This window comes from Anoxybacillus thermarum (genome assembly GCF_000836725.1).
GTDB classification, from domain to species: Bacteria; Bacillota; Bacilli; order Bacillales; family Anoxybacillaceae; genus Anoxybacillus; species Anoxybacillus thermarum.
This window is the reverse complement of the sequence record NZ_JXTH01000031.1, coordinates 1-12,693: the sequence shown is the minus strand read 5'-3', so window position 1 is coordinate 12,693 and position 12,693 is coordinate 1. Positions and strand designations below refer to the sequence as shown.

General features: G+C 40.3%; 8 protein-coding genes and 15 tRNA genes. 3 read left to right on the top strand and 20 right to left on the bottom strand.

All coding sequences use genetic code 11. From position 1 onward, the window contains the following. Positions 1-90 precede the first annotated feature (90 nt). Together LH47_RS08645 and LH47_RS08640 are read left to right on the top strand one after the other, a co-directional pair. Positions 91-1,026: a 1,4-dihydroxy-2-naphthoate polyprenyltransferase gene (locus tag LH47_RS08645; protein WP_043966576.1), complete on the top strand. Its 936-nt coding sequence runs from the start codon at positions 91-93 to the stop codon at positions 1,024-1,026. 87 nt (positions 1,027-1,113) lie between these two features. Then, positions 1,114-1,836 (top strand): yteA family sporulation protein, encoded by a 723-nt coding sequence (locus LH47_RS08640; RefSeq protein WP_043966574.1) that lies wholly within the window; start codon positions 1,114-1,116, stop codon positions 1,834-1,836. Positions 1,837-1,873: 37 nt separating this feature from the next. Here the strand turns inward: LH47_RS08640 and LH47_RS08635 are convergent, their stop codons facing one another. Genes LH47_RS08635 through glgB form a run of 5 tightly spaced genes read right to left on the bottom strand, consistent with a single transcriptional unit; the run spans position 1,874 to position 9,775 of the window. After that, positions 1,874-4,261 carry a glycogen/starch/alpha-glucan phosphorylase gene (locus tag LH47_RS08635; RefSeq protein WP_043966572.1) on the bottom strand — a complete coding sequence of 796 codons (2,388 nt, stop codon included), beginning with the start codon at positions 4,259-4,261 and terminating at the stop codon, positions 1,874-1,876. Then, on the bottom strand, positions 4,248-5,702 hold the full coding sequence (gene glgA / locus LH47_RS08630; protein ID WP_043966570.1) for a glycogen synthase GlgA: 1,455 nt from the start codon (positions 5,700-5,702) through the stop codon (positions 4,248-4,250). The genes LH47_RS08635 and glgA overlap by 14 nt, the downstream gene beginning before the upstream one ends. Next, positions 5,699-6,721 carry a GlgC family sugar phosphate nucleotidyltransferase gene (locus LH47_RS08625; RefSeq protein WP_043966569.1) on the bottom strand — a complete coding sequence of 341 codons (1,023 nt, stop codon included), beginning with the start codon at positions 6,719-6,721 and terminating at the stop codon, positions 5,699-5,701. The genes glgA and LH47_RS08625 overlap by 4 nt, the downstream gene beginning before the upstream one ends. Further along, the gene (locus LH47_RS08620; protein WP_043966568.1) at positions 6,709-7,881 is read right to left on the bottom strand and encodes a glucose-1-phosphate adenylyltransferase; all 1,173 of its coding nucleotides are present in this window, start codon (positions 7,879-7,881) and stop codon (positions 6,709-6,711) included. Before LH47_RS08620 ends, LH47_RS08625 begins: the two co-directional genes overlap by 13 nt. After that, a complete protein-coding gene (gene glgB / locus LH47_RS08615; protein ID WP_084221293.1) occupies positions 7,829-9,775 on the bottom strand; it encodes a 1,4-alpha-glucan branching enzyme in 1,947 nt (648 codons plus the stop codon). The genes LH47_RS08620 and glgB overlap by 53 nt, the downstream gene beginning before the upstream one ends. A gap of 241 nt (positions 9,776-10,016) precedes the next feature. Here glgB and LH47_RS08610 point away from each other — a divergent pair, with 241 nt between their 5' ends. Continuing rightward, positions 10,017-10,973 (top strand): cation diffusion facilitator family transporter, encoded by a 957-nt coding sequence (locus LH47_RS08610; protein ID WP_043966565.1) that lies wholly within the window; start codon positions 10,017-10,019, stop codon positions 10,971-10,973. Positions 10,974-11,011: 38 nt separating this feature from the next. Here LH47_RS08610 and LH47_RS08605 read toward each other — a convergent pair. The 15 genes from LH47_RS08605 to LH47_RS08535 all read right to left on the bottom strand — a co-directional run bounded on the left by LH47_RS08605 (position 11,012) and on the right by LH47_RS08535 (position 12,663). Further along, positions 11,012-11,083 (bottom strand) — tRNA-Glu (locus LH47_RS08605). Positions 11,084-11,094: 11 nt separating this feature from the next. Beyond that, positions 11,095-11,186: transfer RNA gene (locus LH47_RS08600), tRNA-Ser, on the bottom strand. Positions 11,187-11,189: 3 nt separating this feature from the next. Continuing rightward, positions 11,190-11,264 (bottom strand) — tRNA-Asn (locus tag LH47_RS08595). 160 nt (positions 11,265-11,424) lie between these two features. Then, positions 11,425-11,498, bottom strand: a tRNA-Ile gene (locus tag LH47_RS08590). Between the two features lie 5 nt (positions 11,499-11,503). After that, positions 11,504-11,574: transfer RNA gene (locus LH47_RS08585), tRNA-Gly, on the bottom strand. Positions 11,575-11,747: 173 nt separating this feature from the next. Next, positions 11,748-11,823 (bottom strand) — tRNA-His (locus tag LH47_RS08580). Positions 11,824-11,831: 8 nt separating this feature from the next. Then, a tRNA-Thr gene (locus LH47_RS08575) sits at positions 11,832-11,904 on the bottom strand. 45 nt (positions 11,905-11,949) lie between these two features. After that, positions 11,950-12,042 (bottom strand) — tRNA-Ser (locus tag LH47_RS08570). A 14-nt stretch (positions 12,043-12,056) separates the two neighbouring features. Continuing rightward, positions 12,057-12,133: transfer RNA gene (locus LH47_RS08565), tRNA-Ile, on the bottom strand. A gap of 8 nt (positions 12,134-12,141) precedes the next feature. Next, positions 12,142-12,215 (bottom strand) — tRNA-Met (locus LH47_RS08560). Positions 12,216-12,227: 12 nt separating this feature from the next. After that, positions 12,228-12,303, bottom strand: a tRNA-Ala gene (locus LH47_RS08555). A gap of 7 nt (positions 12,304-12,310) precedes the next feature. Further along, a tRNA-Pro gene (locus tag LH47_RS08550) sits at positions 12,311-12,387 on the bottom strand. Positions 12,388-12,407: 20 nt separating this feature from the next. Then, a tRNA-Arg gene (locus tag LH47_RS08545) sits at positions 12,408-12,484 on the bottom strand. 8 nt (positions 12,485-12,492) lie between these two features. Next, positions 12,493-12,578 (bottom strand) — tRNA-Leu (locus tag LH47_RS08540). 10 nt (positions 12,579-12,588) lie between these two features. Next, positions 12,589-12,663, bottom strand: a tRNA-Gly gene (locus LH47_RS08535). Positions 12,664-12,693: the final 30 nt, after the last annotated feature.

Genomic DNA, 12,693 nt, shown 5'->3' with positions numbered 1-12,693 from the left:
AAACAATTTATATTGTCAAGACATTGACACATTTTCCCCACTTCCCTACACTTATTGTGAACGACATTTTAATCAAAGGAGAAGAATGGTATGCCAACACCAGTACGTTCAAATGCTCAAACTGTTCACTATAAACGAGAATGGCGCGTTTGGTGGCGCTTATTACGGCCACATACGCTGACTGCAGCGTTCGTTCCTGTTTCTATTGGTACTGTGCTTGCAGTAGACGAAGCACCAATTCACTTTCCTTTATTTTTTGCCATGCTCGTAGCTTCGTTATTTATCCAAGCAGCAACAAATATGTTCAATGAATATTACGACTATAAACGCGGTCTCGATACACCTGAATCTGTCGGAATTGGTGGAGCGATCGTCCGTGATGGGATTTCCCCAAAAACGGTGTTATTGCTTGCTTGGTCTTTTTTTGCAGTCGCCATGCTACTTGGTGTTTATATTTGCGTCAATAGTAGTTGGTGGTTAGCCGTCATCGGCACGATTTGCATGGCAGCAGGATATTTTTACACAGGTGGTCCTATTCCGATCGCTTATACTCCATTCGGTGAATTAGCGGCAGGTTTTTTCATGGGGCTCACCATTATTTTAATTTCATTTTTTATTCAAACAGGCACAATTACGGCAACACCTGTTCTTGTCTCTGTTCCGATTTCCATTTTAGTCGGAGCCATTTTATTAGCGAACAACATTCGTGACTTAGACGGGGATAAAAAAAGCGGTCGAAAAACGTTAGCGATTTTACTTGGAAGAAAACGTGCCATTTCGCTATTAGGCGGCATGTTCGTTACATCATTTTTATGGATCGTATTGCTCGTTTTTACAAAAACGATTTCGCCATGGACATTGCTTGTATTGTTTAGCGTTCCGAAAGCGTGGCAAGCAACCAAAGGATTTATTGGAAAAACAAAACCGATAGATATGATGCCAGCAATGAAAGCGACCGCTCAAACGAATACACAATTCGGATTTTTACTCGTCATTGGTCTGTTTATTCATTATTGGCTACAGTAAAGATCCAGAAAAAACCATAGCCTTTGCGCTATGGTTTTTTCTTTTTAGTCCATACTATAGTGTAGTCTAATTTTGAGGAGGGATGATATGCAAACTTTGCGTGAACGCTTATTACAAGAAAAACAACAAATTGTACAACGGTTGAAACAAAATGATCATTTCGGTCTCATACGAGCATCTGCTCATGACTCGGTTGGGGAACTATCGAATTATGATAATCATCCTGCCGACAGTGGAACAGAACTATATGAGCGAGAAAAAGATATCGCCTTAAACGAACATACAAAACGAGAACTTCACGATATTGAACGGGCGCTTCAAGCGATGAAAGATGGGACATACGGAATTTGTGAAGTATGTGGAAAGGCTATCCCAGTCGAACGTCTTGAAGCCATCCCAACGACGACATTTTGTAAAGAACATAGCCCTGACCAAGTCGTTTCGCAACAACGCCCGATCGAAGAAAGCGTCTTGTCTCCTCCATTTGGTGAATTTGTCGTTCATAAAGAAGCGGAAACATTTGATGCCGAAGATAGTTGGCAAAAAGTTGCGCGCTTCGGTACATCCGAAACACCTTCAGATGTCCAAGAAGATACGGTACATTATGATCGAATGTATATCGATGCAGGAGAACAAATCGGTTATGTCGAGCCGTTTGAAACATTCGCAGCCACAGACCTTTATGGAACAGGTGTTACGATTTATCCAAACATTGTACATGAACAATATGAACAAGTGCTTGACGACGAGCAACTGATGTCTCCGCTCGGTGACCTTCCAGCATATGAAAAAGATCCTTATACTTCTTAAAAAAGTCCTGTGAGCATATGCTTACAGGACCTTTTTATTAACGAATATGCCAAATATCATGAGCGTACTCTTCAATCGTTCGGTCGCTTGAAAAATATCCTGAACAAGCAATGTTCACAACGCTCATTTCCAACCATTTTCTCCGATCTTCATACGTTGCACCAACTCGTTGTTGCGCATCAGCATACGATGCGAAATCGCGTAAAACAAAGTATTGATCATTATGGGCGAGCAATGAATCGTAAATCGGTTCAAAATGATCGTACGCATCAGGAAAAAAGCCATTCACTAGTTGATTAACGACTTGATGAATGCGTTGGTCATGATGGTAATATTCATACGAATGGTAGCCACCGTTTGCATAGTAGTGCAATACTTCTTCTGCCGTAAGCCCGAAAATAAACATATTATCATGACCAACTCGCTCTAAAATTTCAATATTCGCTCCATCCAACGTTCCGATCGTCACAGCTCCGTTCATCATAAATTTCATATTCCCAGTTCCAGATGCTTCTTTACTAGCGGTCGAAATTTGCTCACTTACATCAGCAGCCGGGAAAATTTTTTCCGCCAATGAAACACGGTAATTTTCTAGGAAAATGACTTTTAATCTCCCGTTAATTTGCTCATCGCTATTTACTTTTTGTGCAACGGAATTAATTAACTTAATGATCCGTTTCGCATAATGATATCCCGGTGATGCCTTTGCACCAAAAATAAACGTGCGTGGATGCATGTCGAAATGCTCATCTTCTTTTAATCGGTTATATAAATGCATAATGTGTAGCACATTTAACAACTGTCTTTTATACGCATGCAGCCGTTTTACTTGTACATCAAAAATGGATGAGTCATCCACAGCAACACCTGTTTTTTCATAAATATACGTCGCCAACTGTTGTTTATGGTAATGTTTCACTTTTGCTAATTCGTCTTGAAATGAATGATCATTTGCATACTTTTTTAGTTGAATCAACTGTTCGGGTTGCTTTACCCATTCCGCTCCGATCGCTTCTGTAATAAGAGAAGAAAGCTGTGGATTGGCTTTTAACAACCAACGGCGATGTGTAATGCCGTTCGTTTTATTATTAAACTTTTCAGGAAAGTATTCGTAAAACAGTTTCATTTCACGATGCTTTAAAATTTCAGAATGTATTTTCGCCACACCGTTCACACTATAGCTCCCTACAATCGCTAAATGAGCCATTTTCACGAGCCCATGTGCAATAATGGCCATCTCCTCGATTCTTTTCCAATCACCAGGATATCGATTCCATAAGTCACGACAAAAGCGTTCATTAATTTCTTGCACAATCATATAAATGCGCGGCAATAGCGGTTGAAAAATATAAATTGGCCATTTTTCCAACGCTTCCGACAATGTGGTATGGTTTGTATAAGAGATCGTGTTTGTCGTAATATGCCACGCTTCGTCCCACCCCATTCCTTCCTCATCTAACAAAATACGCATAAGCTCTGGAATGGCTAATACAGGATGTGTATCGTTCACATGAATCGCTACATGACGGTGAAAATGTTGCAAATGCCCGTACCGTTGCCGATAATCGCGTACGATGCTCCCAATGCTTGCAGCAACGAGAAAATACTGTTGCTTTAGTCTTAAAATTTTTCCTTCGTCATGCGTGTCGTCTGGGTATAAAAATTCAGAAATCGCTTCCGTTTCTCGCTTATACTGCATGACATGTTTATGAAGCGGAAATTTTGCAGGCTCGGCACTCCATAATCGTAATGTATTTACAGTCGTCGTATCATATCCAATGACAGGCATATCATAAGGAACAGCCATCACTTTTTCGACATCATAATGTCGAAACGTTAACCGACCATCTTGTTCGTAGCACTCTACTTTCCCCCAGAAATTCACTTCTACCGCTAAATCTTCTTTTTTCACTTCCCAAACATTCCCATGACGCAACCATTGTTCCGGGAGTTCCACTTGATAACCATTGACTATTTTTTGATCAAATAAACCGTGTTTATAACGGATGCCTTGTCCATGTCCAGGAAGGTCAAGAGAAGCGAGAGAGTCTAAAAAACAAGCGGCGAGACGCCCAAGACCCCCATTCCCTAGACCTGCATCAATTTCCACTTCTTCAATATGAGCTAACTCAATGCCTAACTCTTTCAATCCTTCTTCCACGACATCTCGTATGCCAAGATTCATTAAATTGTTTCCTAGTAAACGTCCTAATAAAAATTCAATGGACAAATAATATACTTGCTTTTTATGTTGGGCACGATATCGTTCATTCGTCTGAATCCAATGTTTACTAATATACTCGCGAATCATATGGCCTAACGTATTGTACTGATCGAGAACAGTCGATTCCCAAAAACGTTTTCCGTACATCATTTCTAGTCGCTTCAAAAACGTTTGTTTAAACTCTTCCTTATTCGTGAACATAGATGCCACTCCCAGTCATTAGTTCGTCGTATAGTTGGTTATATTTAAATGCTGACTTTGCCCAACTGTAATCCCGACTCATTGCCTGCTTCATGATCATTTCCCATACCTCTTTTTGTTCATAAAATGAACGGGCACGTTGAATCGTATATAACATGTCGTGTGCATTAAAGTTTTTAAACGTAAATCCGGTTCCTTCTTTTGTAAATTCGTTAAACGACTGCACTGTATCGTTTAATCCGCCCGTTTCTCGCACGATCGGTACAGCTCCATAGCGCATCGCAATCATTTGGCCAAGACCACACGGTTCAAATTTAGACGGCATTAAAAACATATCTGCTCCAGCATAAATTTGATGTGCAAGCTGTTCTGAAAACCCAATATATACACGCACACGTTCTGGATATGTCAGCGCCATCTCATGAAAGAAATGTTCAAACTCCCATTCTCCTGTTCCAAGGATGATCATTTGCACATTTTCAGCAATGATTTCGTGAAATACGCATTTTACTAAATCTAATCCTTTTTGTTTCGTTAACCGTGAAACGATGGCAATGACTGGGACATCTTCTTCTGACGGCAATGAAAAATGTTGTTGTAACGCTCGCTTATTAATACTTTTTCGTGCAATTGTCGTCACATCGTATGGCACTGCAATATACGGATCTTTTTTTGGGTTATATATGTCATCATCAATTCCATTTAAAATTCCAACTAAGTGCGAACTTCTCGCGCGCAATAATCCGTCAAGCCGTTCACCATAATATGGAGTTTGGATTTCTTCTTTATACGTTGGGCTAACTGTTGTAATCATATGTGCGGAGACGAGAGCCCCTTTCATGAAACTAACTTGACCGTAAAACTCTAAATGTTCAATCGAAAAATAATGGTCGCTTAAATTTAGCAAATCCCCTAAAATCTCGCGTGGAAAAATGCCTTGAAACTGCAAATTATGGATGGTAAATGCCGTTTTCATTTGCGCGTAAAATGAATTTTTCGCATATTCTTCACGCAACAAAAATGGAATCATCCCTGTGTGCCAATCATGACAATGAATGACATTTGGTTGAAAGCCGATGACAGGGAGAGAATCGAGAACCGCTCGACAAAAATATGAAAAACGCTCACCGTCATCGTAATGTCCGTATAACGAATCTCGCTTAAAGTAATATTCGTTGTCGATGAAATAGTATGTCATTCCTTCGTATTCTAATTGTTCAATTCCACAATATTGTCTTCTCCAACCAACACGGACAACAAGCTCAGCAATTTTATTCATTTTTTGGCGCATATGTTGTGGAATGACCCCATATTTAGGAAGCATCACACGCACATCCGTCCCAAGCTTTTTCAACTCTTTCGGCAATGCGCCAGCAACATCAGCTAAACCACCTGTTTTCACAAACGGTACACACTCTGATACGACAAATAATACTTTCACGATTTCATCAGCTCTCCTTGTATTGTCCCTTTTCGAATGACGATTGGCTGATTCGGCGTTCCAATTAATTTCACTCCATCACCAATGCGAGCATCTTTATCAACGATCACATATTCAAGAATACAATTATCCCCAATTTGACTTTTTTGCATAATAATACTGTTGTGGACAACAGTTCCTTTTCCTATTTTTACTGCTCTAGAAATAATACTATTTTCAATTTCTCCTTCAATGATACATCCATTCGCAATCATCGCATTACGCACGCAAGCATATGATGTATATTTCGTCGGTGGCTCATCTTTTACTTTCGTATAAATCGGTCTTCCTTTTAAAAACAACTTCTTCCACACTTCTGGTTTAAGAAGTTCTAAGCTATGGTAGAAATAACGTTCGATGCTATCAATAACTGCCACATATCCATCATATTCATAATCACATACGGTTAACCCATTTCCTTCATCATTCACAACATCAACAATACTGCGATATTGATTTCTTTGCTGGTTTGCGATTAAATCAAGCAACAATGATGTTTCTAAAATAAACATATCAAGCGACTTTCCACGATAACATATACGGGTAATGTCGCACTCGTTAGTAATATGACGTCGCAACACTTCCTCATAATCAATATTGCACACCGTATAACTGTTACAAATAAGAGCGTATTTTTGCGTACTTCGCAAAAAATAGTCAATATGTTGTTGGAAATGTTGAAACGAACCGATATGAGAAATCGGGAGGTCAGGTGAAGGGAAAAAGAACAGTCCATCACGTTTTCGATTCAAATCCCAATTCTTACCTGATCCAAGGTGGTCCATTAACGAACGATATTGATACTTTGGGAAAATAGCGACACTTTCAATACCTGAGTTCACCATATTTGATAAAACAAAATCAATTAGCCGATAGCGACCAGCAAACGGGACGGCTGCGATAGAACGCTTAAATGTCAAATCACTCATTTCTGGTGTATATGTCGTCGCATCAATGACCCCAAGCATTAATTTTCCCACGTTTTCTCATCCTCTCTCTCAGAAAAATGTCCCAAAATCTCCTCTGTCACAAGAATGACTTCCGCGTCATATGGATCCCCACAAATAAACGTTCCATCAGGAATTTCCACATTTGGCGGAACAATCGCTTTTTCAATGTGTGCGTTTTTTCCAATTACTGCATTAGGCATAACAACACAATCTTTTACTTTCGCACCTTGTGAAATGTGCACCCCTTGAAACAAAACAGAATGCTCCACATTCCCTTCGACGATGCATCCTTCATTCACTAAAGACTCCTTCACTTGTGCGTATGGAGCAATATATTGCGGTGGTTCATTCGGGTTCACAGAATAAATACGCCATGTATGGTCAAATAAATTTAATGCTGGGGTATCTTCTAGTAAATCCATATTTGCTTCCCATAAACTTTTGACCGTCCCAACATCTTTCCAATATCCTTTAAATGGATAGGCAATGAGCCGCTTTTTTTCTTCGATCAGTAAAGGAATAATATCTTTACCAAAGTCATGGCTTGAACGGTCATTTCGATTGTCCATTTCTAAATACTCTTTCAAAATAGACCATTTAAAAATATAAATGCCCATAGACGCTAAATTGTTTTTCGGATGAGCTGGCTTCTCCTCAAACTCTACGATTTCCATCTCTTCATTTGTGTTCATAATTCCAAAACGGCTCGCTTCTTCCCATGGTACTTCAATAACAGAAATTGTAACATCCGCCTTTTTTTCGATATGGTATTGTAACATGTCCGCATAATTCATTTTATAAATATGGTCACCGGAGAGAATGAGGACATACTCCGGATCATATTGCTTCAAATAGTTTAGATTTTGATAAATGGCATTCGCTGTTCCCTTGTACCATTTCATTTCTGATGATTCGGCATACGGAGGGAGAACGGTTACCCCCCCATTTTTCCGATCTAAATCCCATGCACTTCCAATTCCAATGTACGTATTCAACTCTAGCGGCTGATATTGGGTGAGCACCCCAACAGTATCAATGCCAGAATTAGCACAATTGCTTAATGTAAAATCAATAATGCGGTATTTTCCTCCAAACGGAACAGCTGGTTTAGCTAAATTTTTTGTTAGCGAACTTAATCTACTCCCTTGTCCCCCTGCGAGTAGCATAGCGACGCACTTTTTTCGTACCATGGTTTCCCTTCCCTTCTCTTTTTCTTGTTGGTCGTAAAATTGTTATAGCATACGGCGGAATTGTCATTCGAATATGATACGGCTTTCCGTGATACGGCTCTTCATGTGCCACAAGCACTTTTTTGTTTATGTGCCCCGCGCCACCGTACATCACATCATCGCTATTAAATACTTCTCGATACGATGTAAGCAATGGCACACCAATTTTGTAATCTTCATACACGATATTAGTAAAATTGCAAACGACAATTAACGCATCTTCTTCTTTTTTTCCTCGTCGAATAAAAGAAAAAATACTTTGTTCAGCGTTGTTCACATCAATCCATTCGAACCCATTTGGATCATGATCACATTCATATAATGCTCTTTGCTTTTTATAAAAATGAGTGAGAGATTTCACGTAGTCATCCATTTTTCGATGCATATCAAAGTCAAACAACACCCAATCGAGTTGTTCTAAATCTTTCCATTCATCAAACTGTCCAAACTCTCCACCCATAAACAACAGTTTTTTTCCGGGATGCGTCATAAAATATCCATAAAGCAAGCGAAGTTGAGCAAATTTATCCCAATAATCGCCCGGCATTTTATTTAATAACGATTTTTTTCCATGCACCACTTCGTCATGAGATAAAGGTAAAATAAAATTTTCCGTGTAAGCATACAACAAAGAAAATGTCATTTTATGATGCATATATTTTCGATCATGCATGCTCGTTTCCATATAGCTTAATACATCGTTCATCCATCCCATGTTCCATTTGTAGTTAAATCCTAACCCATCATCGTACGTAGGTGCCGTCACTTTCGGCCAATCTGTTGAATCTTCTGCAATCATTAATACATTCGGATCAAAAGCAAATACAACTTCATTTAATTTCTTTAAAAATGAAATGGCATATGGGTTTGGATGCAGTACATCGCTATTCGGCCAATAAAGCATATTTGCAACCGCATCAACACGAAAACCGTCAATATGATAATGCTCTAACCAAAACAAAGCATTCGAAATTAAAAAGCTATGCACTTCTGGTTTTCCTAAATCGAAATTTGCTGTTCCCCACACAATATTTTCGCGATCTTGCATATTCATATATTCATACGTCGGCTCACCATCAAACATATATAACCCATGTGCATCTTTACAAAAATGTCCCGGTACCCAATCTAAAATGACTCCAATTCCTTCCTGATGACAACGATCAATGAAATACATGAAATCATGAGGCGTTCCATAACGGCTTGTTGCAGCATAATAACCTGTTCCTTGATATCCCCAGGAACGATCGAGCGGGTGCTCAATAAGCGGCAAAAGTTCAATGTGAGTAAATCCATGTTCGACAACATAAGGAATTAACTCATCTGCCATTTCCTTATATGTATAAAATTTCCTATCATCTTTCTTTTTCCATGTACCAAGGTGAACTTCATAAATAAACATCGGTTGCTCATAAATAGGTTTTCGCTTCTTTTTTCTTTGCCACGCTTGATCATTCCATTTATATCCTTTTAAATCATATACAATAGAGGCCGTATTGGGGCGTTCTTCTGCATAAAAAGCATATGGATCTGATTTCAGAACGATACGTCCATCTTTTGTCATTATTTCGTATTTATATAAATGTCCTTCTAAGTTTTCAGGGACAACAATCATCCATATCCCTTGCTCGTTTATTTTTGTTAATTTGTGCTTTTCTCCGTTCCAATCATTAAACGTTCCAACAAGACGAACTTCTTTTGCATGTGGGGCCCATACACAAAAACGGGTTTTGATCGCTCTATCCCGTTTGATAAGATGTGCGCCAAACAAGTGATAACTTTGATAAAACGTTCCTTCGTGAAATAAATGCATCTGCAAATCGGTTGGACTCATTGTCAACAAATGTTCATCCATCCTTTCTTCCATGGGTGCGGAAACAATTCCGTACTGTATATATTACACAAAGTCATATAAAATTCCTGTAAGAAAATTAAGATATTTTTCGACAATGTTCAACAAATCACATGTTAAATGAAAATCAATACGAACGTCCATAAATTTGTCGCTTGAGTGACAAATGATAATTATATAAAATAGTTTATAGTAATTATTATTTATTTTTTTTAATATTAATTTTAAATAAAGGGGAATGCATATGTATGATTTTCATCATTTACCGCATATGAAAGTACAAGAAACATCAAAGAAAGCACTTTGGACAACACTGTTATTAACGACTTTTTTCACCATTGTTGAAATTGTAGGAGGCATTTTGTCTAATTCGCTTGCTCTATTGTCAGACTCAGCCCATATGGCCTCTGACGTCATTGCATTAAGCTTAAGTATGGTTGCCATTTATTTAGCTTCTCGCCCACCAAATAAAACATTTACATTTGGCTATTTACGGTTTGAAATTATCGCTTCATTTTTAAATGGGCTCGCGCTTGTCATCATTTCTATTGGAATTTTCATTGAAGGAATTCGTCGTTTTATTCATCCTGAAAGCATTCAATTTTCTCTCATGCTAACCATTGCAACGATCGGATTTGTTGTTAATCTCGTATTAACAATCGTTTTAAGTCGGAGCATGAAAGAGGAAGAAAATTTAAATGTAAAAAGCGCCTTATGGCACTTTATTGGCGACTTACTCAGCTCCATTGGCGTCATCATCTCAGCCATTTTAATTTACTTTACAGGATTATACGTGTTCGACCCACTCATTAGCGTCGCCATCGGTACCATTATTTTTATAGGGGGGGCAAAAATTGTTCGGGAATCGTATTTTATTTTAATGGATGCAGTGCCACATGAATTTGACGTGGATCGTATTCGTGCTGATATTCTTTCTATTAAAGGGGTAGAAGATGTACATGAGTTACACATTTGGTCGATTTCAACTGATCATTATTCCTTAACAGCACACGTTCTTATTCACGAACATATTCAACCATTTTGTGTCATTTTAGCTATTAATGAAATGCTAAAAGAAAGATATAATCTTTCCCACGTCACCATTCAAGTTGAACATCCTTCTATTCATCAACACGGGGAATATGGAAAAAAATTTTTGGAGAAGAAAAATAAAACGCATATAAATTTTGATGAAATGTAAAAAGGACATCTCATGATATGAGATGTCCTTTTTACTAGTGACCCGTACGGGATTCGAACCCGTGTTACCGCCGTGAAAGGGCGGTGTCTTAACCACTTGACCAACGGGCCGTGTGTGGCAATGGCGGAGAAGGCGGGATTTGAACCCGCGCGCCGCAAAACGCGACCTAACGGTTTAGCAAACCGTCCCCTTCAGCCACTTGGGTACTTCTCCAAATGGCTCCGCAGGTAGGATTCGAACCTACGACCGCTCGGTTAACAGCCGAGTGCTCTACCACTGAGCTACTGCGGAACAATAATAAAATTGATTCATGCTACCTAACCAACATTATAGTTTAACTTTACTGCCTCTCCCTCTACCAACATTCTCAACGATGATAAATGCGTCGAGGCAACTCGCGGTTTGCTCAATGATGCATTGCTCGTCACCAAGCTACTACAAAACAATATAATGGGCCTAAGTGGACTTGAACCACCGACCTCACGCTTATCAGGCGTGCGCTCTAACCAGCTGAGCTATAGGCCCACGTAAGCGGGTGATGGGAATCGAACCCACGACATCAGCTTGGAAGGCTGAGGTTTTACCACTAAACTACACCCGCGCGATAAATTACTCACATATCTATTTTTTACTTCTACGCTTTCTCATGCCTCTTCCTCTACCAGCATACTCAAGGATGTTAGATGCGTCGAGGCAACTCGCAGCTTATTCAACGAAGTGTCGCTCGTGGCTGAGGTTTTACCACTAAACTACACCGGCACAACATAAAATTTATGGGGCGACTAGTGGGAATCGAACCCACGAATGCCAGAGCCACAATCTGGTGCGTTAACCACTTCGCCATAGCCGCCACAACGATGCCGGCTGCAGGACTTGAACCCGCAACCTACTGATTACAAGTCAGTTGCTCTACCAATTGAGCTAAGCCGGCACAATATTCCATCCTTATTAAGAAAGAAGAATTAAAATCAATTTATGGCGGAGGAGGAGGGATTCGAACCCCCGCGCGCCTTTCGACGCCTCTCGGTTTTCAAGACCGACCCCTTCAGCCAGACTTGGGTACTCCTCCGTATAATATGAACATGGTGGACCTTGTAGGACTCGAACCTACGACCGGACGGTTATGAGCCGTCTGCTCTAACCAGCTGAGCTAAAGGTCCTAAGCTAGTAGCGGCGGAGGGAATCGAACCCCCGACCTTACGGGTATGAACCGTACGCTCTAGCCAGCTGAGCTACGCCGCCATTATAAATATATGGTGGAGCCTATCGGGATCGAACCGATGACCTCCTGCGTGCAAAGCAGGCGCTCTCCCAGCTGAGCTAAGGCCCCTTGAAAATGGTCGGGAAGACAGGATTCGAACCTGCGACCCCATGGTCCCAAACCATGTGCTCTACCAAGCTGAGCTACTTCCCGTCCTCATTACGATATAAACATGGCGCGCCCGAGAGGATTCGAACCCCTAACCTTCTGATCCGTAGTCAGATGCTCTATCCAATTGAGCTACGGGCGCATATAAAGTGCCGAGGGCCGGACTCGAACCGGCACGGTAGTCACCTACCGCAGGATTTTAAGTCCTGTGCGTCTGCCAATTCCGCCACCCCGGCATAGGCATGTTGGAGCGGAAGACGGGACTCGAACCCGCGACCCCCACCTTGGCAAGGTGGTGTTCTACCACTGAACTACTTCCGCATTATGCGGGTGGAGGGACTTGAACCCCCA